The sequence below is a fragment of the Enterobacter cloacae complex sp. Mu1197 genome, from assembly GCF_040059225.1.
Lineage (GTDB): Bacteria > Pseudomonadota > Gammaproteobacteria > Enterobacterales > Enterobacteriaceae > Enterobacter > Enterobacter quasiroggenkampii.
On record NZ_CP157375.1, the window covers coordinates 4,478,619 to 4,502,753 of the forward strand.

22 protein-coding genes and 4 tRNA genes are annotated in these 24,135 nt (G+C 57.2%); 9 read left to right on the top strand and 17 right to left on the bottom strand.

Annotated features, from left to right (window positions below; translation table 11 throughout):
- Window positions 1-44: 44 nt before the first annotated feature.
- On the top strand, window positions 45-665 hold the full coding sequence (rhtB, locus tag ABFV38_RS21110; protein ID WP_008501533.1) for a homoserine/homoserine lactone efflux protein: 621 nt from the start codon (window positions 45-47) through the stop codon (window positions 663-665).
- Here the strand turns inward: rhtB and rhtC are convergent.
- The 3 genes from rhtC to pldA all read right to left on the bottom strand — a co-directional run bounded on the left by rhtC (window position 662) and on the right by pldA (window position 4,133).
- Window positions 662-1,282: a threonine export protein RhtC gene (rhtC, locus tag ABFV38_RS21115; RefSeq protein WP_010426287.1), complete on the bottom strand. Its 621-nt coding sequence runs from the start codon at window positions 1,280-1,282 to the stop codon at window positions 662-664. The two genes, rhtB and rhtC, sit on opposite strands and share 4 nt — an antisense overlap.
- A gap of 61 nt (window positions 1,283-1,343) precedes the next feature.
- A complete protein-coding gene (recQ, locus tag ABFV38_RS21120) occupies window positions 1,344-3,173 on the bottom strand; it encodes an ATP-dependent DNA helicase RecQ (RefSeq protein WP_032644788.1) in 1,830 nt (609 codons plus the stop codon).
- 90 nt (window positions 3,174-3,263) lie between these two features.
- A complete protein-coding gene (gene pldA, locus ABFV38_RS21125; RefSeq protein ID WP_023615553.1) occupies window positions 3,264-4,133 on the bottom strand; it encodes a phospholipase A in 870 nt (289 codons plus the stop codon).
- Window positions 4,134-4,296: 163 nt separating this feature from the next.
- Between pldA and yigI the strand changes: the two genes are divergently transcribed.
- Together yigI and rarD are read left to right on the top strand one after the other, a co-directional pair.
- On the top strand, window positions 4,297-4,764 hold the full coding sequence (gene yigI, locus ABFV38_RS21130; protein WP_008501538.1) for an acyl-CoA thioesterase YigI: 468 nt from the start codon (window positions 4,297-4,299) through the stop codon (window positions 4,762-4,764).
- Between the two features lie 51 nt (window positions 4,765-4,815).
- The gene (gene rarD, locus ABFV38_RS21135) at window positions 4,816-5,712 is read left to right on the top strand and encodes an EamA family transporter RarD (protein WP_045909225.1); all 897 of its coding nucleotides are present in this window, start codon (window positions 4,816-4,818) and stop codon (window positions 5,710-5,712) included.
- A gap of 84 nt (window positions 5,713-5,796) precedes the next feature.
- Here rarD and corA read toward each other — a convergent pair whose 3' ends face one another.
- The 8 genes from corA to ABFV38_RS21175 form a co-directional block, all read right to left on the bottom strand.
- Complete coding sequence (gene corA, locus ABFV38_RS21140) at window positions 5,797-6,747, bottom strand: magnesium/cobalt transporter CorA (RefSeq protein WP_008501540.1); 951 nt, start codon at window positions 6,745-6,747, stop codon at window positions 5,797-5,799.
- 150 nt (window positions 6,748-6,897) lie between these two features.
- A complete protein-coding gene (gene ysgD, locus ABFV38_RS21145; RefSeq protein WP_212743980.1) occupies window positions 6,898-6,954 on the bottom strand; it encodes a YsgD/CorL family protein in 57 nt (18 codons plus the stop codon).
- A gap of 149 nt (window positions 6,955-7,103) precedes the next feature.
- Complete coding sequence (gene uvrD, locus ABFV38_RS21150) at window positions 7,104-9,266, bottom strand: DNA helicase II (protein WP_023333805.1); 2,163 nt, start codon at window positions 9,264-9,266, stop codon at window positions 7,104-7,106.
- 76 nt (window positions 9,267-9,342) lie between these two features.
- Complete coding sequence (yigB, locus tag ABFV38_RS21155; RefSeq protein WP_348957999.1) at window positions 9,343-10,059, bottom strand: 5-amino-6-(5-phospho-D-ribitylamino)uracil phosphatase YigB; 717 nt, start codon at window positions 10,057-10,059, stop codon at window positions 9,343-9,345.
- Complete coding sequence (gene xerC / locus ABFV38_RS21160) at window positions 10,059-10,961, bottom strand: tyrosine recombinase XerC (RefSeq protein WP_024907983.1); 903 nt, start codon at window positions 10,959-10,961, stop codon at window positions 10,059-10,061. The genes yigB and xerC overlap by 1 nt, the downstream gene beginning before the upstream one ends.
- Window positions 10,958-11,665 carry a DUF484 domain-containing protein gene (locus ABFV38_RS21165; protein WP_032646075.1) on the bottom strand — a complete coding sequence of 236 codons (708 nt, stop codon included), beginning with the start codon at window positions 11,663-11,665 and terminating at the stop codon, window positions 10,958-10,960. Before ABFV38_RS21165 ends, xerC begins: the two co-directional genes overlap by 4 nt.
- Window positions 11,662-12,486 (bottom strand): diaminopimelate epimerase, encoded by an 825-nt coding sequence (gene dapF, locus ABFV38_RS21170; RefSeq protein ID WP_008501545.1) that lies wholly within the window; start codon window positions 12,484-12,486, stop codon window positions 11,662-11,664. Before dapF ends, ABFV38_RS21165 begins: the two co-directional genes overlap by 4 nt.
- Before the next feature lie 35 nt (window positions 12,487-12,521).
- Window positions 12,522-12,725: a lipoprotein gene (locus tag ABFV38_RS21175; RefSeq protein WP_032646076.1), complete on the bottom strand. Its 204-nt coding sequence runs from the start codon at window positions 12,723-12,725 to the stop codon at window positions 12,522-12,524.
- Between the two features lie 135 nt (window positions 12,726-12,860).
- Between ABFV38_RS21175 and cyaY the strand changes: the two genes are divergently transcribed.
- Window positions 12,861-13,181, top strand: a complete 321-nt coding sequence (gene cyaY / locus ABFV38_RS21180) for an iron donor protein CyaY (RefSeq protein ID WP_348958001.1) — start codon at window positions 12,861-12,863, stop codon at window positions 13,179-13,181.
- Window positions 13,182-13,276: 95 nt separating this feature from the next.
- On the opposite strand, the gene cyaA is transcribed toward cyaY, so the two are convergent.
- A complete protein-coding gene (cyaA, locus tag ABFV38_RS21185) occupies window positions 13,277-15,820 on the bottom strand; it encodes a class I adenylate cyclase (RefSeq protein WP_348958002.1) in 2,544 nt (847 codons plus the stop codon).
- A 349-nt stretch (window positions 15,821-16,169) separates the two neighbouring features.
- Here cyaA and hemC point away from each other — a divergent pair, with 349 nt between their 5' ends.
- From hemC to ABFV38_RS21210, 5 genes are all read left to right on the top strand, one after another.
- Complete coding sequence (gene hemC, locus ABFV38_RS21190; protein WP_164712111.1) at window positions 16,170-17,111, top strand: hydroxymethylbilane synthase; 942 nt, start codon at window positions 16,170-16,172, stop codon at window positions 17,109-17,111.
- The gene (gene hemD, locus ABFV38_RS21195; protein WP_126535102.1) at window positions 17,108-17,848 is read left to right on the top strand and encodes a uroporphyrinogen-III synthase; all 741 of its coding nucleotides are present in this window, start codon (window positions 17,108-17,110) and stop codon (window positions 17,846-17,848) included. The genes hemC and hemD overlap by 4 nt, the downstream gene beginning before the upstream one ends.
- Before the next feature lie 20 nt (window positions 17,849-17,868).
- Window positions 17,869-19,065 carry a uroporphyrinogen-III C-methyltransferase gene (gene hemX / locus ABFV38_RS21200; RefSeq protein ID WP_196353185.1) on the top strand — a complete coding sequence of 399 codons (1,197 nt, stop codon included), beginning with the start codon at window positions 17,869-17,871 and terminating at the stop codon, window positions 19,063-19,065.
- Between the two features lie 2 nt (window positions 19,066-19,067).
- Complete coding sequence (hemY, locus tag ABFV38_RS21205) at window positions 19,068-20,267, top strand: protoheme IX biogenesis protein HemY (protein WP_008501551.1); 1,200 nt, start codon at window positions 19,068-19,070, stop codon at window positions 20,265-20,267.
- 172 nt (window positions 20,268-20,439) lie between these two features.
- Complete coding sequence (locus tag ABFV38_RS21210) at window positions 20,440-21,651, top strand: MFS transporter (RefSeq protein ID WP_348958003.1); 1,212 nt, start codon at window positions 20,440-20,442, stop codon at window positions 21,649-21,651.
- 506 nt (window positions 21,652-22,157) lie between these two features.
- On the opposite strand, the gene ABFV38_RS21215 is transcribed toward ABFV38_RS21210, so the two are convergent.
- From ABFV38_RS21215 to ABFV38_RS21235, 5 genes are all read right to left on the bottom strand, one after another.
- A tRNA-Pro gene (locus ABFV38_RS21215) sits at window positions 22,158-22,234 on the bottom strand.
- A gap of 46 nt (window positions 22,235-22,280) precedes the next feature.
- Window positions 22,281-22,366 (bottom strand) — tRNA-Leu (locus ABFV38_RS21220).
- A 21-nt stretch (window positions 22,367-22,387) separates the two neighbouring features.
- Window positions 22,388-22,463 (bottom strand) — tRNA-His (locus ABFV38_RS21225).
- A 67-nt stretch (window positions 22,464-22,530) separates the two neighbouring features.
- Window positions 22,531-22,607 (bottom strand) — tRNA-Arg (locus ABFV38_RS21230).
- 102 nt (window positions 22,608-22,709) lie between these two features.
- Complete coding sequence (locus ABFV38_RS21235; protein ID WP_045909233.1) at window positions 22,710-24,095, bottom strand: amino acid permease; 1,386 nt, start codon at window positions 24,093-24,095, stop codon at window positions 22,710-22,712.
- Window positions 24,096-24,135 lie beyond the last annotated feature (40 nt).

Here is a 24,135-nt window from a genome sequence, read left to right on the forward strand (position 1 = left end):
AATAGCGTATTGTGGCATAAAAACAGACGTTTCGGGAGTTTCAAATGACCTTCGAGTGGTGGTTCGCTTACCTGCTGACATCCATCATCCTTAGCCTTTCACCGGGCTCGGGCGCCATTAACACCATGACCACCTCCATCAACCACGGCTATCGCGGTGCGGCGGCATCCATTGCCGGTTTGCAGACCGGGCTGGGCATTCATATCGTGCTGGTCGGGATTGGTCTGGGGACCCTGTTCTCCCGCTCCGTGCTGGCCTTTGAAGTGCTGAAATGGGCCGGGGCGGCGTATCTGATTTGGCTCGGCATCCAGCAGTGGCGCGCGGCAGGCTCCATCAACCTCAACACGCTCGCGCAGACGCAAAACCGCGGCCATCTGTTTAAGCGCGCGGTGTTCGTCAACCTGACCAACCCGAAGAGCATTGTGTTCCTCGCCGCGCTGTTCCCGCAGTTTATCGTGCCGCATCAGCCTCAGGTAATGCAGTACGTGGTGCTGGGCGCGACCACCATTATTGTCGATATCATCGTGATGATTGGTTACGCGACGCTGGCGCAGCGGATTGCGGCGTGGATTAAAGGGCCTAAGCAGATGAAGGCCCTGAATAAAGTCTTTGGTTCGCTGTTTATGCTGGTTGGCGCGCTGCTTGCGTCAGCGCGTCATGCTTAGCGAGAAATAATAAGATGAATGCCGAAGCCGGCGAACAGCGCGCCGGCGAAGCCGTCAATCCACTTCGCGATACGCTGGTAGCCACGGCGCATCGCCGGTAAGGCAAACAGGCTGGCCACGATGGTAAACCAGGCAAAGGTTTCCACAACGATCAGCAGGAAGATGCCCCAGCGTGCGCCCGCACCGACGCTATCACCCACAAACAGCGAGAACACGGAGCCGAAATAGATAATCGCTTTCGGGTTCGCCAGGTTGGTCAGCAGCCCTTTTACAAAGCTGCGGCCGCCCGTTGCCAACTCTACCTTTGGCTCTTCCGGTTTTTTCTCTTCTTTCTTCAGCGCCCCGCGCAGCATCTGGTAGCCCATCCAGCACAGGTACAGCCCGCCGCCAACCATAATGATGTTATGCAGCCAGGCCATCTTCGCCAGGATCAGGTTCAGACCGAGCAGCGCAACGGCCGCCCAGACCATAACGCCCATGGTGATACCGAGCACGCCCATCATCGCCTCTTTGCGGGAGCGGCTGACGGCCGTTTGTGACACGAAGAAAAAGTCAGGTCCCGGGCTCATCAGCGCAACAATGTGCACTAACGCCACGGTGAGAAATAGCATCAACATAATTAACTCGCGGGGAAATAATTCAGTGAGTCATCATCCTGGCACTTTTTCGCCCGGCTGACTACTCCTCATCATCACCGTCGGCGTGAGAACGGATGAGCGCCATAAACTCTTTACCGAAGCGCTCCAGCTTGCGCGTGCCGACGCCGTTGACGCTGAGCATTTCGCTGGCGCTGAGCGGCATCTGCTCGGCCATCTCAATCAGGGTCGCGTCGTTGAACACCACGTAAGGCGGGATATTCTCTTCATCGGCGATGGCTTTACGCAGCTTGCGCAGTTTGGCGAACAGCTTGCGGTCGTAATTGCCGCCGTACGATTTTTGCATCACCCGCGGCTTGAGGGCGACCACGCGCGGCACGGCGAGCTTCAGTTCAACGTCACCGCGCAGGACCGGACGCGCCGCTTCGGTCAGCTGTAGCGCGGAGTGCTGAGCAATGTTCTGCGTGGCAAAGCCGAGGTGGATCAGCTGACGAATAATGCTGACCCAGTGCTCGTGGCTCTGATCCTTGCCAATACCGTAGACAGGCAGCTTGTCGTGGCCCATGTCGCGGATACGCTGGTTGTTGGCACCGCGAAGCACCTCCACCACGTAGCCCATCCCGAAGCGCTGGTTCACGCGGTAAATGGTCGAGAGTGCCTTACGTGCGTCCATCAGACCATCGTACTGTTTAGGCGGATCCAGGCAGATATCGCAGTTACCGCACGGCTCCTGTCGCCCTTCGCCAAAGTAGTTGAGCAGCACCAGACGACGGCAGGTTTGCGCTTCGGCAAACGCGCCCATCGCGTTGAGCTTGTGCCGCTCAATATCCTGCAGTTGCCCCTGCGGTTTTTCCTCCAGGCAGCGGCGCAGCCACGCCATATCGGCCGGATCGTAAAACAGCATCGCTTCCGCAGGCAGGCCGTCACGCCCGGCGCGGCCAGTTTCCTGATAGTAGGATTCGATATTGCGCGGAATGTCGAAGTGCACCACAAAGCGCACGTTCGGCTTGTTGATGCCCATCCCGAACGCCACCGTCGCAACCACGATCTGCAGATCATCGCGCTGGAATTTCTCCTGCACGTCGGCGCGGATGTGGTTCTCTAACCCGGCATGATAGGCAGCGGCGCTAAAGCCGCGGTTTTGCAGCCGCGCGGCGGTGTCTTCCACCTTCGCCCGACTGTTGCAGTAGATGATGCCGGACTTGCCGCGCTGCTCCTGGACGTAGCGCAGGAGCTGATCCAGCGGCTTGAATTTTTCCATCAGCATGTAGCGGATGTTGGGGCGGTCGAAGCTGCTGACCTGAATATACGGGTCGTTCAGCCCCAGCAGACGAACGATGTCCAGACGGGTGGTATCATCTGCCGTGGCGGTAAGCGCCATAAACGGCAGCTCGGGGAAGCGCTGACGCAGTTGGCCGAGGGCGGCGTATTCCGGGCGGAAATCGTGTCCCCACTGGGAAATACAGTGCGCTTCATCCACCGCCAGCAGGACCGGATTCCAGTGCGCGAGATGGTCGAGGAAGTTATCCAGCATCAGGCGTTCCGGCGCGATATACAGCAGGCGGATCTGCCCGGTGCGGCACCCGGCCATCACCTCTTGCTGCTGCTCCCGGGTTTGGGTCGAGTTAAGGCAGGCCGCCGCCACGCCGTTGGCGAGCAGTTGGTCAACCTGGTCTTTCATTAGCGAAATAAGCGGGGATACCACGACCGTCAGGCCGTTAAGCACCAGCGCGGGCACCTGATAACAGAGGGATTTACCGCCGCCGGTCGGCATCACCACCAGGCAGTCACGGCCTTCCAGCACCGTTTCAATGATGGTTTCCTGGCCAGGGCGGAACTGCTGGTAGCCAAAGGTTTCATGCAAAACCTGTTTAGCCAGCGACTCCTGATTCAATACTTCCGCCTGCGCCACATTAACCCCATATGCCTGAAATGAAACAGGCGCTATTTTCAGCGCCTGAGAGAGAAACTTCAACGTTTAACGCAAAAACATTCGAGCAACCTAGAGAATATCGTTCAGCATCACGCCCACGCCGACGCGGGTCTGGTTGAAGTTATAATCGATAAGCGACTCGCCGTAGCCGCTGTAGACTTGCGTATAAAGGCGAACATGCTTGCTTACCGGATAGCTTAAGCCCACTTCCGCACCGCCGTAGCCGGTATTCCAGTTGTACTGGCCTTTCGCACTCAGCACGGCATCACCTAGCTGGTAGCCGACTTTAAGCTGGTAGTAGCCCATATATTTGGTGATGTCCGGGTTGTCATCCGTGCTGCCGACCACATACCACGGCTTCACTTCCACCATCCAGTTACCGTTCTGCGCCATCAGGCGCGTATAGGCGCGGTTCCAGCTACGGGATGTCGGATCGGAACGGCCGTTAGAATCATGGTTAAAGCCCACTTCGACGTCGCGCAGCGTCCAGCCGGCAAATTCATAGTCCGTTGCGAAGCCGAGGAACAGCTGCGGCTCATAGTTGGTTTCGCGGAACGGCGAGGATTCCCCGCTGTTTGAGAGCTGCCACCAGGACTTCTGCGTATAAGAGGCACCAAACACCGAGTTCGGCCCCAGAATGCCGCGCCAGAACGGGAAGGCGAGGCTGAGCTGGAACTTCACTTCATCTTTACGCGCATTATCAGACCAGTTATAGGAGCTTATCGCCTCTTTGTTGAGATCGCTGGTCTGGGTATAAATCACGTAGTTGGTGTCATACGGATAGAGCGTGAACGGATTGTCATGCTCCTGAAGAAGGTTCGCGATAATGCTACCGTGAACGGCAGGCTTATCATGCACCTCTTTGATTGTCGCTTCCTGCGCATAGGCTGTGAGGGGCAGCGAAACCGCCGCCAGTAACCAGGCCAGATACGTCCGCATCGGTGGTGTTCTCCTGCAAAAGAGTAAAATTGATTGAATAGTTATGTGGCGAACATTCTACAGACTTCTGCGACAACTGCTGCATCCTCGTTTCTGAAAGTGGCATTCCTCGTTGCTGAGGCATAAAATCAACATTTCGTTAACAATAAGGATGTGATGCCTCATGTCAGCCATGCTTACCGCCGAAGAAGTGTTAAAACTCGTGGGCGAGATTTTTGTTTACCATATGCCGTTTAACCGCGCGCTGGGACTGGAGCTGGAGCGTTACGAGAAGGACTTTGCCCAACTGAGCTTCAACAACCAGCCGATGATGGTAGGGAACTGGGCGCAAAGTATTTTGCACGGCGGGGTGATTGCCTCCGCGCTGGACGTGGCGGCAGGTCTGGTCTGCGTGGGCAGTACGCTGACGCGCCATGACACCATTAACGAAGACGAGCTTCGCCAGCGTCTGGCGCGCATGGGCACCATTGATTTACGCGTCGACTATCTTCGTCCGGGGCGCGGAAATCGCTTTACCTGTACCAGCAGCCTGCTGCGCGCGGGGAATAAAGTTGCCGTGGCGCGCGTTGAGTTACACAACGAAGAACAGGTTTATATTGCCAGCGCAACCGCCACTTATATGGTGGGTTGAGGCGGCAAAATCGGGTAAAATTGATTCACTTTTTTGTAACGGATTTTCCCGATGGATGCTAAACAGACGCGGCAGGGCGTTTTACTCGCCCTTGCCGCTTATTTTATTTGGGGTATCGCCCCGGCGTACTTCAAGCTTATCGCCTACGTTCCGGCTGACGAGATCCTCACTCACCGCGTCATCTGGTCGTTCTTCTTTATGATTGCGCTGATGAGCCTCAGCCGTCAGTGGTCGGGCGTCAAAACGCTGCTGCAGACCCCGAAGAAGATCTTCCTGCTGGCACTCTCTGCCGTGCTGATTGGTGGTAACTGGCTGCTGTTTATCTGGGCAGTGAATAACCATCACATGCTCGAGGCGAGCCTGGGGTACTTTATTAACCCGCTGGTGAATATTGTGCTGGGGATGATTTTCCTCGGCGAACGCTTCCGCCGTATGCAGTGGTTAGCGGTGATTCTGGCCTTCTGCGGCGTACTGGTGCAGCTGTGGACATTCGGCTCGCTGCCAATTATCGCCCTCGGCCTGGCGTTCAGCTTTGCCTTCTACGGCCTGGTACGCAAGAAGATTGCGGTGGAAGCGCAGACGGGGATGCTGTTTGAAACCCTCTGGCTGCTGCCGGTGGCGGCGATTTATCTCTTCGGCATCGCCGACAGTCCAACCAGCCATATGGGCAGCAACCCGTGGTCGCTGAACCTGATGCTGATGGCGGCGGGCGTGGTAACTACCATTCCACTGCTGTGCTTCACCGGTGCAGCGACGCGCCTGCGTCTCTCCACGCTGGGCTTCTTCCAGTACATTGGCCCGACGCTGATGTTCCTGCTGGCAGTGGTGTTCTACGGCGAAGTGCCGGGGGCAGATAAGATGGTGACGTTCGCCTTTATCTGGGTGGCGCTGGCGATTTTCGTTGCGGATGCGATTTATACCCAACGCAGAGTGCGTAAAGGGCTGTAGTGCCTTTTTGCCAGATGGCGGTTGCGCCTTATCCGGCCTACAGGATCTGTAGGCCCGGTAAGCGTAGCGCCACCGGGCGGTTTCTCAAAGCCAGTTACGACGCTTAAAGTACAGATACGGTGCCAGGCCCGCGAGGATCATAAAGATAATCGCCCCCGGGTAACCAAAGCTCCACTTCAGCTCCGGCATAAACTCGAAGTTCATCCCGTAGCTGGAGGCCACCAGCGTCGGCGGCAGGAACACCACGGACACCACCGAGAAGATCTTGATGATGCGGTTCTGCTCGATGTTGATAAAGCCCATCGCCGCCTGCATCAGGAAGTTGACCTTCTGGAACAGAGATTCGTTGTGCGGCAGCAGGGACTCGATATCTCGTAAGATCTCACGCGCCTGCTCCAGCTGACCGCCCGGCAGACGCGCCTTGCGCACCAGGAAGTTCAGCGCGCGCTGGGTATCCATCAGACACAAACGCACCTTCCAGCCGATATCTTCCAGCTCCGCCAGCGTCGAAAGCGCTTCGTCGTACTCATCGCCCTGATGGCCTTCCATGATCACGCGGCTCAGCTTTTCCAGATCGCTGTAGATGTTTTCAATTTCATCCGCCAGCTGTTCAATTTTGGTCTCGAACAGATCGAGCAGCAGCTCGTACGCGTTGCCGTCTACCATCGCCTGGCTACGGGCGCGCATGCGGTAGAGGCGGAATGCCGGTAGCTCACGCTCGCGCAGGGTAAACAAACGGCCGTCGCGAATGGTAAACGCCACGGTGGAGTTGCCCGCGTGGTCTTCGGCATCTTCAAAGAAGAAGAAGGAGTGAATATGCAGACCGTCTTCGTCTTCAAAAAAACGCGCGGATGCTTCGATGTCTTCCAGTTCCGGGCGCGTTGCCAGGCTTTGCCCTAGCTCAGATTGTACGCGAAGGCGCTCATCGTCGTCCGGCTCGACCAGATCCACCCATACGGCATCAATGAGGGGCTGTGACTCTTCGGCTTCAAGCCGAGTCAGTCGGTTATTTTCGAGTTGAAATGCGCTCAACATGACCGGGACTCCCAATGCAAAAAATATCGGACAGTTCGGTGGGCACACAGAAACAAATTGGGTTTCAGACCATTAAACAGCCTGACTCAGCGCGACGGGAATAGAGCAGTCGCTGACAACCACTAAGGCCATCAGCAAGAGGAGATAGCCTTAGGAGTTGTTCCTGGATGACAGGGAATTGAGCCAGTATCTACTGGGTGTGTCCAAGGCGAATGTCCTCTTAGCGTAATCGTGCGCGCATGTTACGCCAGCTATAACTGTGGCGTCAACACGCAACGGAACGCTGAAGGGCATTAATTGACCTTCACTGTATAAGGCTAGCAGATTATTGCAAAATAATGATATTTTTCTGAATGTTAGACTGTTTCCAGCTTCGCGTAGGCCGCCACCAGCCATTTGATCCCCTGCCCCTGGAACGCCACCTGCAGGCGGCTGTGCTCGCCGCTGCCTTCCAGATTCACAATGGTACCTTCGCCAAACTTCGAATGGCGCACGCGCTGGCCCAGCTTGTAGCCGGTGTCGGTTTCCGCAATCGGCGAGCCCATGCGCTGATGGCTGACCGGACGGCTGATGCTCGCCCGCAGACGTACCTCCTCCACGCACTCTTCCGGCAGTTCACCGATAAAGCGCGACGGACGGTGATAGACCTCTTTACCGTACAGACGGCGGGTTTCGGCGTAGGTTAGCGTCAGCTTTTGCATCGCACGCGTCACACCCACGTAGGCCAGACGACGCTCCTCTTCCAGACGCCCGCCCTCATCCAGCGACATCTGGCTCGGGAACATCCCTTCTTCCATGCCAACGATGAACACCTGCGGGAACTCCAGACCTTTGGCGGAGTGCAGGGTCATGAGCTGAACCGCATCCTGCCAGGTGTCCGCCTGCCCTTCGCCCGCTTCCAGTGCGGCGTGGGAGAGGAACGCCTGCAGCGGCATCAGGTCTTCGTCTTCTTCGTTGTAGCTGAACTGGCGCGTTGCCGTGACCAGTTCCTCTAAGTTCTCAATACGGGTCTGGCCCTTCTCGCCTTTTTCCTGCTCGTACATGGTGCGCAGGCCCGAGTCTTTAATCACCCGATCGGTCTGCACGTGCAGCGGCATGTCGGCGGTTTCCTGCGCCAGGGCGTCAATCAGCTCAAGGAAGCGCTGCAGGGCGCTGGCCGCGCGTCCGGCAAGGGCCTTTTCCTGCAGCAGCTCGCGGCACGCCTGCCACAGCGTCAACTGGCGGTCGCGCGAGGCCTGACGCACCACGTCCAGCGTACGGTCGCCAATCCCGCGGGTTGGGGTGTTCACCACGCGTTCAAACGCCGCGTCGTCGTTACGGTTGGCAATCAGACGCAGATACGAGAGCGCATCTTTGATTTCCTGACGTTCGAAGAAGCGCATGCCGCCGTAAATGCGGTACGGCATGCTCACCTGCAGCAGCGCCTCTTCCAGCACGCGCGACTGGGCGTTGCTGCGATAGAGAATGGCACACTGCTCCAGTGCGCCGCCGTTGTCCTGCCAGGTTTTGATGCGGTTGACCACGAAGCGCGCTTCGTCGAGTTCGTTAAACGCGCAGTAAATCGAAATCGGTTCGCCATCGACGCCGTCGGTCCACAGCTTTTTACCCAGACGCCCGTTGTTGTTCTCAATCAGGGCGTTGGCCGCGCTCAGAATGTTGCTGGTTGAGCGGTAGTTCTGCTCCAGACGGATGGTTTGCGCGCCGGGGAAATCGTTGAGGAAGCGCTGGATGTTCTCCACCTGCGCCCCGCGCCAGCCGTAGATCGACTGGTCGTCATCGCCCACGATCATCACCTTGCCGGTATCACCGGCCAGCAGACGGATCCATGCGTACTGGATATTGTTGGTATCCTGGAATTCATCCACCAGGATATTGGTAAAGCGTTCACGGTAGTGCTGCAGGATGTGCGGCTTGTTGAGCCACAGCTCGTGGGCGCGCAGCAGCAGCTCGGCAAAATCCACCAGACCGGCGCGATCGCACGCTTCCTGATAGGCCTTGTAGACGTTCTGCCAGGTCTGCTCGACCGGGTTGCCGAAGCTCTGAATGTGGTGCGGGCGCAGCCCCTCGTCTTTCTGACCGTTGATGTACCACATCGCCTGACGCGGCGGCCACTGCTTCTCATCGAGGTTCATCGCCTTGATCAGGCGCTTCAGCAGACGGAGCTGGTCTTCGCTGTCGAGGATCTGGAAATCCTGCGGCAGGTTGGCGTCCATGTGGTGCGCACGCAGCAGGCGATGCGCCAGACCGTGGAAGGTACCGACCCACATGCCGCCCTGGCTGGTGCCCATCAGCTGCGCGATGCGGTGGCGCATCTCCGCCGCCGCCTTGTTGGTGAACGTCACCGCCATGATGGAGTACGGCGAGCAGTTTTCCACGCTCTGCAGCCAGGCGATACGGTGAACCAGCACGCGCGTCTTACCACTGCCCGCTCCAGCCAGCACCAGCAGGTTGGTGCGCGAGGCGGCAACCGCGTCACGCTGTTTGTCATTAAGGCTGTCGAGCAGGTAAGAAACGTCCATTGGCACCGTCACGTCATGTCGGGCAGGCGAAGCGCATTCGCCAAAACCCTGTTAATTTATACAGAACAATTGATGATTATATCAGCGTCGTGAGGGATGCCAACCGCGAAATTTCCACGTGCGGCAGAAGACGGCTATCGGAGGCGATCATCAGGTCAGCGTTTTCCGGCTTGATCCAGCAGGCCTGCATGCCGCAGCGGATAGCGCCCGCCACGTCTGTGGTCAGGTCATCCCCCACGTGCAGGATCTCACCCAGCGGCAAGTTAAGCTTATCTGCCGCCAGATGGTACATGTCACTGAACGGCTTCGCGCGCCCGTGAGGACCCGCACGCAGCACGAATTCAAAGTAATCGCTCAGGCCAAACAGCTCCGGCTGGGCATTGCCGTTGGTGATGGCCACCAGCGGCCACTTTTCGGCAAGCTTCGCCAGCGTGTCGTGGGTTTCCTGCGGCACGTCGATACGGCTGCGCCATTTGGCGAAGTTTTCCATGGCCGCTTCCGCGCCAATGGCGGCATCCTGCGCGCTCAGGCCAACATTCCGCATCGCCTGCTCAACCGCGCGACGACGCCATTCGGTCACGTCGTGGTAAATGTCCGGCTCGGTCTCCCGCAGGGACTGGCGAAGCTTCTGGAAATCCTTGTTCTGTATCGCCTTCAGCGCGGGATGGTAGTTCTGCACAAACGCCAGGGACTCCTGCTCGGTACGCAGGATCACCTCGCGGTTGTCATAAAGAGTGTCATCAAGGTCAAACGTCAGGGCTGAGATCTGACCGAGTGGGCGGTAAAAACGCATTATTTCCCCCGTTTGGCGCGTGGATGCGCCGCGTCATACACCGAGGCAAGGTGTTGGAAGTCTAAGTGGGTATAAATTTGTGTGGTCGACAGGTTCGCATGGCCGAGCAATTCCTGCACGCCGCGCAGATCGCCGCTCGACTCAAGCATATGTGTTGCAAAGGAGTGGCGCAGCTTGTGCGGATGCACGTGGCTGTTAAGCCCCTGCTTAATGCCCCACTCCGCAAAGCGCTTCTGCACGTTACGCGCCGAGATCCGCTTGCCGAGTTTCGACAGGAACAGCGCATCTTCGTCGGAGCCAAACAGCCCGCGCAGGTCAAGCCAGTGCTCAATCCAGGAGACCGCATTGCGGCCAATCGGCAGGCGGCGCTCTTTGCTGCCCTTACCCATTACCCACACTTCGCCCGACTCCAGATCGAGATGCTTGAGATCAAGGTTGACGAGTTCAGACAGACGCAGCCCGGCACCGTACATCACCTCCAGCATCGCGCGATCGCGCACGGCCAGCGGATCGTTCAGATCGATATCCAGCAGGCGGTTAACGTCGTCAACGTCAATATTTTTAGGCAGATGGCGCGGCGCCTTCGGCGTGGCGATCCCTTTTGCCGGGTTGGCTTTTAAGCCCCCCTGGCTGACCAGCCAGTCGAAGAAGCTGCGCAGCGCTGAGAGCCTGAGCGCCAGGCTCGCCGGGCTGAGGTTTTTTTTACGGCTACGCACAACAAACCCGCGTACCGTCGCAGCATCACATTGTTGCCAGCTTTTCAGGCCGATTTCGTCGGCGATCTGCATGATGGCATCAAGCTGACGCTGATAGTTAAGCAGCGTAATGGGACTAAGTTGACGTTCCACGCCGAGATAGCGCAGAAAGCGCGAGACGTCAGTGGCGAGCAGTCCGTCCGTCATACGCGCTCAATCCAGCGCTCCAGCAGCTCAGGCAGCATCAGGGCGATCTCCTGCAGCAGGTGCGTGGCTTGCCCCTGCTCATAGTGATGCGCGTCGCGGCTGGTAAATAAGATGACGCCCAGATCGCCATCGCGCCCCATCAGCGACATCGCCACCGATCCAATCGCTTTGGCCTCTGGCAACACCACCAGCAGCTCAGGCCCGTTAAGCGGCCCCAGATAGTGGTGCTCATGGCCCAGACGCTGTATGCGCAGCGGCTCAAACGCCTGACGGCTCAGTGCCAGATGGGTAAATCCCGACGGCGCGCCGATGCGCCAGCGGTCAGGGAAAAGACGAATCGTTGCGCCCGCCAGCCCCAGCTCGCGCGCCCAGCGATGGAAGCGGCTGAGGAACTCGTCAAGGCTGTGCGCCGACGCCAGACGCGCCTGCAGATGCAGCAGACGATAGAACAGGCTTTCGTTGGTGCTGGCCTGCTCCATCAGCAACGTCATGTTCTCTTCGAGCTGGTTGATATGGTTGCGCGCGCGCGCCATGTGCCATTCCACCAGCGACACGGTCCCGCGAACCGGATGCGGCACGCGCATCTCTTCGACGACGCGTGCATTGCGAATAAAAAACTCAGGATTGCGCAGCAGATAATCAACAACAGCCCTGTCGTCCAGTTCCGTCACTGTTTCCTGCAGTTCTTCCCCTGGTTGTTTCATAGATGGATAAACCCGTCATAGACATGTGCCGCCGGGCCAGTCATATACAGTGGATGACCCGGTCCTTTCCAGGCGATATCAAGCCGACCGCCCGGTAATTCCACGCGAACCTCTTCTGCCAGTAACCCCTGGGAGATGCCCACGGCCACTGCCGCACAGGCTCCGCTTCCGCAGGCCTGCGTCTCGCCCGCGCCGCGCTCATAAACCCGCAGACGAATGTGCTCGCGCTTCACTACCTGCATAAAACCGATGTTCGCGCGCTCCGGGAAACGTTCGTGGCTTTCCAGCACCGGGCCGAGCGTTTCGACCGCCGCGGTTTCCACATCATCAACCTGAATCACGCAGTGTGGGTTACCCATTGAGACGACGCCGCACAATACTGTCTGCTCGGCCGCCCGCATAATATAGGTCTTTTCCGCTTTGTTTGCGCGAAACGGTACGACGGAGGGCTCGAAGTTAGGCTCGCCCATGTTCACGCGCACCAGCTCATCATCGGTGACGCTAAGCACCATGCGACCATTGGCCGTGCTGACGCGAATATCACGCTTGTTGGTCAGCCCTTTCAGACGGACAAAGCGGGCGAAACAGCGCGCGCCGTTGCCGCACTGGTTAACTTCGCTGCCGTCCGCATTAAAAATACGGTAGTGGAAATCGAGGTCGGGATCGTACGGCGGCTCAACCACCAGCAACTGATCGAACCCCACGCCCAGATGCCGATCCGCCAGACGACGGATCAGTTCCGGGGAGAAAAACACATTCTGCGTTACCGCGTCGACGACCATAAAATCGTTGCCAAGGCCATGCATTTTAGAGAACTGCATCATTTGCTCCATTGCGCGGGTACAGAACGTTGTCGTCAGAGATTAACCTGAGTCGGGCCGCCGTTGTCGCCACGGTCGTTAGTGTTTGGCGTGGAAGACTCAATGCCGCTGTTAACCGGTTTCGTCGGCGGCGGTGCGGTTTTATCCGCAGGCGGAAAGTACAGTGGTCCCTTCAGTCCGCAGCCAGTCAGGCTAAACAGCGTGATGAGAACGGCAAGCGTTCGGAAAGCGTTTTTCATTATAAAGTTGCCCGTAAGTTCAAATCTGTTTCTATCATCGCAGGAGAAGACACAAAAGCAAGAGTTTGCCGCTTTCCTGCAACGGGAATTATTTAGGGTTATACTGCCGGCATCACGAAAAACAGGAACAAAACCATGAACGACAGTGAATTCCATCGCCTTGCCGACAACCTGTGGATGACCATTGAAGAGCGTATTGACGACTGGGACGGCGACAGCGATATCGATTGTGAAATCAACGGCGGTATTCTGACCCTGAGCTTCGAAAATGGCAGCAAAATTATTATTAACCGCCAGGAGCCGCTTCACCAGGTCTGGCTGGCCGCTAAACAGGGCGGCTATCATTTCGATCTGAAAGACGGGGAATGGGTTTGCGACCGCAGCGGCGTGCCGTTCTGGGAGCTGCTGGAACAGGCTGCGACTGCTCAGGCGGGTGAGGCGGTGAGTTTCAGGTAGTTTTGGTGCCGGGTGGCGCTGCGCTTACCCGGCCTACGGATTCGAGCTATTGTAGGCCCGGTAAGGCGTAGCCGCCACCGGGCGAGCGAAAAGGCTCAGGAGAAATACTGCTGCAACAGCGGCGCGGTGTCCTGATTGGCAGGTGCGGCAGGCGTGACGGCCTGGGTGCGGAACGGAATCACCTGCGTACGACCTTCGACGTTCACAATCTGGTAGAACTGCGGCAGGTTAAAGTTGATAAAGCTTGAGCCGTAGGTAAAGCGGTCATGCGAAGAGGAGTAGAAGCGGCTGACGTCGCGCACCAGCTCTTCTTTACTGCCTTCACAGTGGTGATACACCTCGGCGCGGTTGGTCTCATCCAGAATGTAGATGTTAAACCCGGCGTTATCACCCGACTCTTCAAAGAAGAACTGAATAATCCCTTCACTGGCAAAGCCGTCCACCACCTGCGGAAGCTTAACATGGTTGGTTTCCACCTGCACCGACAGGCCATGCAGCTTGTTATGCGAAATCGCGCCGTAGAATTCGATGGCGTTTTCCAGCTTCTGTACCGACACGTTGAGACGTTCAAAGAACAGGCCCCAGGTCTGGCCGGAGACGCGCAGCGCCTTAAAGCGCCCGGTTTCCTGACGGGTACTGGAGAGACGCAGTTCGATACATTCCGAGACCAGCTGCTGCACGCGGGTACGAATCAATCCACGCAGGTGCTGGCTGTAGCAGAACACTTCCACGCTGTCCGGCGGCGCGGCATCCTGGTGCATCTTGCCGAGAATGGTTTTCAGCGCCTCGATCATCGCCTGCTCGCCGTTGAAGTGCAGGGTACGCACTTCGTTCCACGAGTTGCGGTAGAGCAGGTCCACGCTGCCGACCAGGCAGTTTTGCTGCTCGCCAAAGCTAAAGACGTCCAGCTTGCGGAAGTCAAAATGGACCACCTGATTGCGGAAGGCCGCCGTCGGGTCATATTCCAGGTTGACGATGATCGCCAGATGGCGAATCTCGCACGGGCTGTAGAGCGCTTTTGGCGTCGGCGCAGGCAGACGCAGCGGGAAGTGGTGCGACACATCCGCGACCATCTCCTGCAGCTTAGCGAGATCGACCACCTCGTTGCCTTTGATAAACAGGCGCGTGCGCGAGGTCAGCAGGCCGTTAAACCAGGCCCAGGCCACCAGCTTGTTCAGATAGCGGTTATATTCCAGCGGCTGATGGCTGATGATGGAATCCATGCTTGGCGCACGGTTATACAGATACCACCCGGTGCGGTTCGCGCGGCCCGGCGGCACGTAGATAAAGGTCAGGTTCGGTTCTGACAGGTCAGGCGAAATCTGCGGGTTAACCAGCGTGACTTTACCCGGCAGCGCTTCAAACGCGGCGTAAAGCTTACGGGTCAATACCCCAATGTCCTGCGGACTGGCGGAAACGCTGAGGTTGTTACGGCGCGCAAAGCGGATCAGGTTACGGTAGCTTTGCATCATCGCATCGAGCAGTTCGTTGTGTGCTTCACGCACCTGATCGATTTTCCAGTTGGCCCGGTTGTCGAGCATGGACAGACGCGCTTCGTCCCATCCCCACTCTTTGACTAACTGACTGACCACTTCACGACGCCAGCCCACGCAGGCGCGCTCGCGGCTCAACTTCTCACAGACTTTGAGATAGAAACATCGACGCACCAGGTCAAGACGCGTAGTGTCATCAATGGCTTTCAGGTATTCGGTCACGCGCTCCAGCATCATGCAGTAGGCGTCGAGCCCGAAGGAGACGATTTCCCCGTCGTGCAGTCGCTGCTTGATGTCTTTCGCCAGCAGGCGCGGCGTCGGGTATTCCCAGGAATAGGCTTCAAGCAGCAGCGTTTTGAGCACCGCTTTGTACGGCGAGTCGATACTCTTATAGAGCTGCCAGAGGCTTGCGCCGAAGTACTCTTCCGCAGACAGAGAGCTGAGACCGCCGAGGTCCAGCCATTCGTTTGGCGTCAGTACGCCCTGCGCGTAAAGCGACATGACGTAGTCATCGTAATGCTCTTCTTCTTCGCACGGGACCATATTCCACAGAATACGCTTCCCGGCCAGACGCACAGCAGTACGGTAAAATTCATCCAGCAACAGGATGTGCTGGGTCGAGCCGCAGTCCTCACCACCCAGACTGCCGCTTTCGTTATGGCGGAAACGGTTTTCATCAATCAGGAAGAAGCTCACTTCCACACCGAGCGATGCCGCCCAGCTCTCCAGCAGGCTGCATTTACGCTGCAGCAGCTGACGCTCTTCGTTATCGAGCCAGGACTGATGGCAGACCCAGATGTCCAGGTCCGAAGAACAGCTTTGCCCTACCGATGAGGTGCTCCCCATTGAGTAAACGCCGGTAATCGGCAGTTCACCTTTTGGGGACTCCTGCGGCGGCATGCCGCGGTAGAGTTCCAGCTCGTTCAAATAATGCTGTTGGGTTTCATCAGGCGTGAAAAGGCAAATGCCCTGGGGAACGTTACCATCAAGGTAGCCAGGCATCAGCGGGTGGTGATAGTGCAATAATGTCGGCAGCAGACTGTATACCTGCTGGAAAGCAGGGCCCATAGCAGCAAGCGCGCGATCCACACGCAGTTGATTTATGGCATCCAGTCTCTGTTTCAGAGTCTCAATATAGAGGTACAAGACGTATCGCCTGATGTTTCCGGGTGTCGCAGCTATTCAAAACACGAGTAACAGCGGACCCGCAGTATTTCAAAAAGATAACCGTTACCCTTTTTCGCCCTTATCATTTTTGGTGGTACCGACGAAAAAATGGTCTAAAACGTGATCAATTTAACACCTTGCCGATTGACCGTAAAGAAAGATGCGCTACATACAAGTGTAGCACCGTTCTGTACGTGTAAATTCCTGAATACGGCTATGGCTGACGAATACGCCGCCTTGTCCCTCTCACGCTTCATCAACCGTAAAACTGCCATCCCAGAGTCAACAATGTTAGGATGGTTAGCGATTGATAATGACGGTAACAAGCATGTTAGACAATGTTTTGAGAATTGCCACACGCCAAAGCCCTCTCGCGCTCTGGCAGGCACATTATGTGAAGCAGCGCCTGGAAGCCTGCCACAGCGGATTGCGCGTCGAGCTGGTACCGATGGTCACGCGCGGTGACGTGATCCTCGATACGCCGCTGGCGAAAGTGGGCGGCAAGGGCCTGTTCGTCAAAGAACTGGAACTGGCATTGCTTGAGAACCGCGCCGATATCGCCGTACATTCGATGAAAGACGTGCCCGTCGAGTTCCCGGAGGGGCTGGGGCTGGTGACCATCTGCGAGCGCGAAGATCCGCGCGATGCGTTTGTCTCTAACCGCTATGACTCGCTCGACGCGCTGCCAGCGGGTAGCGTGGTTGGCACGTCCAGTTTACGCCGTCAGTGTCAGCTGGCGGAGCGTCGTCCCGATCTGATCATTCGCTCGCTGCGCGGTAACGTCGGCACGCGTCTGGGCAAGCTGGATAACGGCGATTACGATGCCATTATTCTCGCCGTTGCCGGCCTGAAGCGTCTGGGGCTGGAGGAACGTATTCGCGTGGCGCTGCCGCCAGAGCTGTCGCTGCCGGCTGTTGGTCAGGGTGCTGTCGGCATCGAGTGCCGTCTGGACGATGCACGTACCCGCGCGCTGCTTGCTCCACTGAATCATGACGAAACCGCTACCCGCGTAAAAGCGGAGCGGGCGATGAATACCCGCCTCGAAGGCGGGTGCCAGGTTCCGATTGGCAGCTATGCTGAATTGACGAATGGCGAACTGTGGCTGCGCGCGCTGGTAGGCGCCCCGGACGGTTCGCAGATGGTACGCGGCGAACGTCGCGGAAAAGCGCAAGATGCCGAGCAGCTTGGCGTGTCGCTGGCGGAAGAATTGCTGGATAACGGCGCCCGCGAGATTCTGGCTGACGTTTACAATGGAGAACCCCCTGCATGAGTATTCTCGTCACCCGCCCTTCTCCCGCAGGAGAGCAGTTAGTGAGCCGTCTGCGCACACTGGGGCAGGTGGCCTGGAGTTTTCCGCTCATTGAATTCTCCCCCGGTCGCGAGCTCTCTGCGCTCGCCGACCAGATGAATACCCTTCAGGACGGTGACCTGCTGTTTGCGCTGTCGCAGCATGCCGTGGAATTTGCCCACGCACAGCTGCAGCAGCAGGGACTGGCGTGGCCAACCGCCCCCCGCTATTTCGCGATTGGCCGTACAACGGCACTGGCACTGCATACCGTAAGCAGCGCGGACGTTCGTTACCCGTTAGATCGGGAAATCAGTGAAGTCTTGCTACAATTACCTGAATTACAAACTGTTGCCGGCAAGCGTGCGCTCATTTTGCGCGGCAATGGGGGCCGCGAGCTGCTGGGCGAAACGCTGCGTGAACGTGGTGCGAACGTGACGTTCGTTGAGTGCTATCAGCGCTGTGCAAAACACTACGACGGTGCGGAAGAGGCGATGCGCTGGCACGCGCGAGGCATCAATACGCTGGTGGTCACCAGCGGTGAAATGTTACAACAGCTTTGGACGCTGATACCGCTTTGGTATCGCGAAAACTGGTTACTCCGCTGTCGGCTTCTGGTCGTCAGTGAGCGTCTGGCGAACCAGGCCCGGGAACTGGGCTGGCAGGATATTCGGATCGCTGATAACGCCGACAACGATGCGCTGCTGCGCGCATTACAATAACTCTCAAATGGGAAGCCATAATGACGGAACACGACAAATCCTCCGCCGTGGTTGAAGAGACCAGGGAGACTGTGGAGACGACGCCACAGCCAGAGACGACTGAGAAAACCGCTGAGAAGAAAAACGGCAGCAACAAAACAAGCCTCACGCTGAGCGCGATTGCCATCGCCATTGCGCTGGCAGCGGGGGTTGGCCTGTACGGGCTGGTGAAGCAACAGAGCGCTAACCAGACGTCTACCAGCGACGCGCTGGTGAATCAGCTCACTGCCCTGCAAAAAGAGCAGGAGACGCAGAAAACCGAGCTGGAAGCCGTGATTAAGCAGCAGGCCGCAGCGCTCGCCGAAGCGAACAGCAAACAGGAAGAGCTGACCAAACAGCTGGGTGAAGTACAGCAGAAAGTCGCCACCATTTCCGGTACCGATGCCAAAACCTGGCTGCTCTCGCAGGCTGACTTCCTGGTGAAGCTCGCCGGACGTAAGCTCTGGAGCGATCAGGACGTCACCACCGCTGCCGCGCTGCTGAAAAGCGCCGATGCAAGCCTGGCGGACATGAACGACCCAAGTCTTATTACCGCCCGTCGCGCGATTACCGAAGACATCGCCAGCCTCTCCGCCGTCTCGCAGGTGGATTACGACGGCATTATCCTTAAAGTGAATCAGCTGTCGAATCAGATTGATAACCTTCAGCTGGCGGATAATAACGACGACGACTCCCCGATGGATTCCGACGGTACCGAGCTTTCGAGCTCCCTGAGCGAATGGCGCATTAACCTGCAAAAAAGCTGGCAGAACTTTATGGACAGCTTTATCACTGTCCGCCGTCGTGACGAAACGGCCGTACCGCTGCTCGCCCCGAACCAGGACATCTATCTGCGCGAGAACATTCGTTCCCGCCTGCTGGTCGCTGCCCAGGCCGTGCCGCGTCATCAGGAAGAGACCTACAAACAGGCGCTGGATAACGTCTCAACGTGGGTACGCGCCTACTACAACACCGATGATGCGACGACCACCGCCTTCCTCGAAGACATTGATAAGCTCAGCCAGCAGAACATCACCATGAACGTGCCGGATAAGCTGGCCAGCCAGCCGATTCTGGAGAAACTGATGCAGACGCGCGTACGAAACCTGCTGGCACAGCCGGGCGTACCGGCAGAGCAGACGAGCGGAGCGGCTCCAGCGACGGCTCCTGCGCCTGAAAGCGCACCGCAGGGAGAGTAATGATGCTAAAAGTCCTCTTACTCTTCATCCTGCTGATCGCCGGGATCGTCCTGGGGCCTATGCTTGCGGGTCATCAGGGTTACGTCCTGATCCAGACCGATAACTACAACATTGAAACCAGCGTAACGGGTCTGACGATCATTCTGATCCTCGGCGTGGTGGTGCTGTTTGCGATCGAGTGGATCCTGCGCCGTATTTTCCGTACCGGTGCCCATACCCGCGGCTGGTTCGTTGGCCGTAAGCGCCGCCGCGCCCGTAAACAGACCGAGCAGGCGCTGCTTAAGCTCGCAGAGGGTGACTATCAGCAGGTTGAAAAGCTGATGTCGAAAAACGCCGACCACGCCGAACAGCCGGTGGTGAACTATCTGCTGGCGGCCGAAGCAGCGCAGCAGCGCGGTGACGAAGCCCGCGCTAATCAGCACCTGGAGCGAGCGGCTGAGCTGGCTCACGGCGACCCGATTCCGGTGGAAATCACGCGCGTTCGTCTGCAGCTGGCACGCAATGAGAATCACGCGGCTCGCCACGGCATCGACCGTCTGCTGGAAGTCGCGCCGCGTCATCCGGAAGTGCTGCGTCTTGCCGAGCAGGCCTATATTCGTACCGGCGCCTGGGGCTCACTGCTGGACATCATTCCATCGATGGCGAAGGCCGAGGTGGGCGACGATGAACATCGTGACGAGCTTCAGCGTCTGGCGTGGATAGGCCTGATGGATCAGGCGCGCGCTGACCTGGGCAGCGACGGTCTGAAAACCTGGTGGAAGAATCAGAGCCGTAAAACGCGCCAGCAGGTTCCTCTGCAGGTGGCGATGGCAGAACATCTCATCGAGTGTGACGATCACGACACAGCTCAGGAGATCCTCCTCGACGGTCTGAAGCGCCAGTACGACGATCGCCTGGTGATGGTGATCCCGCGCCTGAAAACCAACAATCCTGAGCAAATCGAAAAAGTGCTGCGCCAGCAGATTAAAACTGTTGGCGATCGCCCGCTGCTGTGGAGCACGCTCGGCCAGTCGTTGATGAAGCATGGCGAATGGCAGGAGGCGAGCCTCGCCTTCCGCGCCGCACTCAAGCAGCGTCCGGATGCCTTCGACTACGCATGGCTTGCCGATACGCTGGACAAGCAGCATAAGCCGGAAGAGGCGGCCGCCATGCGCCGTGATGGGCTGTTGCTGACGCTGCAAAATAACGGTACGCAGCAGTAATTCATCAGGAGGCCAGATGGCCTCCTTTTTTTATCGCCTTTCTCCTGCTACATTCTTTACACCCGCATCTGCAAACGAACCTGCCAATGTAACGATGTCTTTTCATTAACTTTTTTTCATACACGCGCACTTGCTGCAGCGTGGACTAAATCGTTTTTGAAAGGAAATCGTCATGAACTCGCTTTTATATGCGCTAATTGAAGCGCTGCGCTGCCACCGCTGGCTGCGCCTGCTTGCCTGTGCTTTTATCTTTTCTTCGCTGGGGAATGGCTTAACCCAGGTTGTGGTCTTCGGCTTGCTGTTAGCATGGTCAGCTCCGCCCGCTCTGCTTACCCTTGCTTTTCTTTTCGCGACGGTACCGGGATTTATCGGCAGTACGATCGGCGAAAAGCTATGCTCACGCTGGTCTCCGATATCCCTGCTGATACTGACCGAAGGGCTGGGCCTGCTCGCCCTGCTCTTTCCCCTGCTTGGTGTGGGTTATCACAGCGTTGCCGCATTACTCGCCGTACAATCCACAGAAGCGCTGCTCAGCGGGATGAGCTGGCCCGCGCTGACGTTGCTCTTTAAGCGCGGACTTAGCGAAGCAGAGCTGCCTGCTGCGACCTGTCTGGAAAATGTGATTTTTGCTTCGCAGGTATTGTTAGGGACTGGCCTGGGCGTGGTGCTGTTCCAGAAGACGTCCGTGTTTACCCTGCTGGCCATTGATACCGCCAGCTTTCTCGGGTCACTGCTCATGCTATGGCTGGCTGGACGCCGGTTTTCTGCGCCATCACTCCCGTCCTCCGGGGAAGAGGAAGCCCCTGCGGCATTACGCTGGCGGACGATGACCGTTCGGCAGAAACGCAGTCTACTCCTTCTGCCGTCGCTGGCGGCCGTCGGCTCTCCGGCTATGGCGCTGCTTCCGGCGCTGGCACAGCAAATCCATCCTCAGGATGCGGCGGGCCTTGCTCTGCCGCTGCTTTTCGCAAGAAGCATGGGTCAGCTTTGCGGTCCCATGCTGCTAAAGAAAGAGAGCCTGACGCGTTTTGCCGCTCACACGCCGCGCATCATCGTTTGTCTCGGCATCTTTCTGGCCGCTTATGGAACGCTACCGTTGTTGTCCGGATGGATGGCATGTGCACTGGGGGCGATCTTTATCGCACATCTTGCCTCGAATATTCTCTTCGCAGCCGGGACGTTTGGGGTACTCAGTAGTTTTCATCTCACGCAAACCGCTTCAGCCAGTGGGAAAGCCTGGCGCTGGCAAACGCTCAGCGCCTCTCTTTTTACCGGCATCGCTGCGGCAGTGGCTGCCGGGTTTGGCTCAGTAGCGGCACTCTATGCCGTCTCGTCAGCGGCCCTGGTGATGGTTGCCCTGATCGTGCGCCGGTATCGGGAATAAGGCATAAAAAAACGCCTGCTATAAAAGCAGGCGTTAAAACAGGTCTGTAAGACAACATATTTGGTGCTTCACTCAACGTTATGTCCATGGTGTCTGATGAGGCCGAAGCGACATCTGTCAGTGGACGATAAGCACCGTAAATGGCTCTGCGTCATTCCGGAGTTTATGAGGCACGAAGGCGAACATAAGAGATGGAATGAGCATCTACACGCATATTATTGCACGTAACGTGCCAGGTTCGCACCCAAAACGTTTACATGACGCAACATTTTAAGATAAAAGGAAATTATGCTGTTAAGCGCCGTCTTAAGCTCCACAATGTATCGGTAAGGACAGAATTCTGTCGCCAGGAGGAGACAGCAAAATGGAAGTATGAATAATTGTTTTATTTTCAATGGATTGTATGTCGCTGAATCGCGACAATGAAACCGGACGCTGTCGGGGAATGACTACAGGGATGAAAAATGGCAGAAAACAAAAAACCCCGCCGAAGCGGGGTTCAAAATTGGTCGGCGAGAGAGGATTCGAACCTCCGACCCACTGGTCCCAAACCAGTTGCGCTACCAAGCTGCGCTACTCGCCGATGTACTGCTTTTTTGAATTTTTAGTTCAATTCATTTAAAAAGTCGTGGTGCGAGGGGGGGGACTCGAACCCCCACATCCTAAGGACACTAACACCTGAAGCTAGCGCGTCTACCAATTCCGCCACCTTCGCAATTCACAACTCTTTCAATAATGGGGTGGCTAATGGGATTCGAACCCACGACAACTGGAATCACAATCCAGGGCTCTACCAACTGAGCTATAGCCACCACTGTATTCTTTCACGCGGTACTGACTACTTCTCAGACCACCGCAGCTCTAGCGCCGGGACTAAAATGGCGCGCCCGACAGGATTCGAACCTGAGACCTCTGCCTCCGGAGGGCAGCGCTCTATCCAGCTGAGCTACGGGCGCTTAGCGCCGTTGCGGGGCTGGATATTACGTACCTCCGTCCCCGCTGTCTAGTGCTTTTTTGAAAAAAATGCGCGTTTGGTTATGGTTTGCACATTTTGCCGCTTATTCCTCCACTTTCTGCGTGGTGGCACGGCGACCCAGGCCAAAAAGCTTATAGGCAGCCGTCACGGCGGCCAGGAAGATCACCCCGACAAACAGCGACATGCGGGTATCTTCATTAAAGTACATTCCGATTAATACGCAAATCAGGAACGCCATCGTCAAATAGTTCGCATAGGGGAACAGAATTGAACGGAACGGATGGCTTTCAATCGCCTTTTTATGCGCATGACGGAAACGCAGCTGGCTGATGAGAATAACAAACCACGGCACCATGCCCGGCAGGACGCTGGCGCTGTAGACGTAAACGAACACCCGCTGCGGATTAGGAATGATGTAATTCAGGCAAGATCCAATCAGCAGGATTGCAATGGAGACCGCCACGCCCGCCACCGGCACCCCGGCACGTGAAACTTTACTCATTGCCGCAGGCAGCTGGTTATTCTTCGAGAGCGCGTAGAGCATACGCCCACAGCTGTACATCCCGCTGTTACAGCCTGACAGCGCGGCCGTCAGGACCACAAAGTTGATGATGCCCGCCGCCGCCGTGATACCAATTTTGGCGAAGGTTAAAACAAACGGGCTGCCCGTCGAGCCTATTTCGTTCCACGGGAAGATGGTCACGATAACGAAGATGGCGCCCACATAGAAAATCAGGATGCGCCACAGCACTTTGCCCACCGCACTACGCAGCGTGACCTGTGGATTTTTCGCTTCACCGGCGGTAATACCGATCAGCTCAACGCCCTGGTACGACGCTACAACGATACACAGCGCCGTCAGGAAGCCCTTCCAGCCGCCGGCAAAGAAGCCGCCGTTTTCGGTCAGGTTACCAAAGCCGATAGCATGTCCACCGTTGCCAAAGCCGAAGAAAATCACGCCCAGGCCGACGACAATCATCACGATGATGGTGGTGACTTTGATCATCGCAAACCAGAACTCGATCTCACCGTAAAGACGCACGGCGGCCAGGTTTGCCAGCGCCACCAGCCCCACGGCAATGAGCGCGGGTATCCACTGAGCCATATCCGGGAACCAGAACTGGACGTAAACCCCTATCGCGGTGATCTCGGAGATGCCCACCGCCATCCACATAAACCAGTATGACCAGGCCGTCAGATAGCCGAAGAACGGGCTCATATAACGATGCGCGTAAACGGCGAAAGAGCCGGTTACCGGCTCCAGGAAGAGCATTTCGCCCATGGAACGCATGATGAAGAAAACAAACAGCCCGGCGATAATGTACGCCAGTAATACGGAAGGGCCTGCCCACTTGAGCGTGCTTGCGGAGCCCATAAACAGGCCCACGCCGATAGTGCCGCCCAGCGCTATCAGTTCAATATGACGAGCTTCCAGCCCACGCTGCAGCTCCGGTTTTTTCTCTGCCATAGATCCTCGATTGTGTTTGCTGTTTCCCGGCTTAAGACCG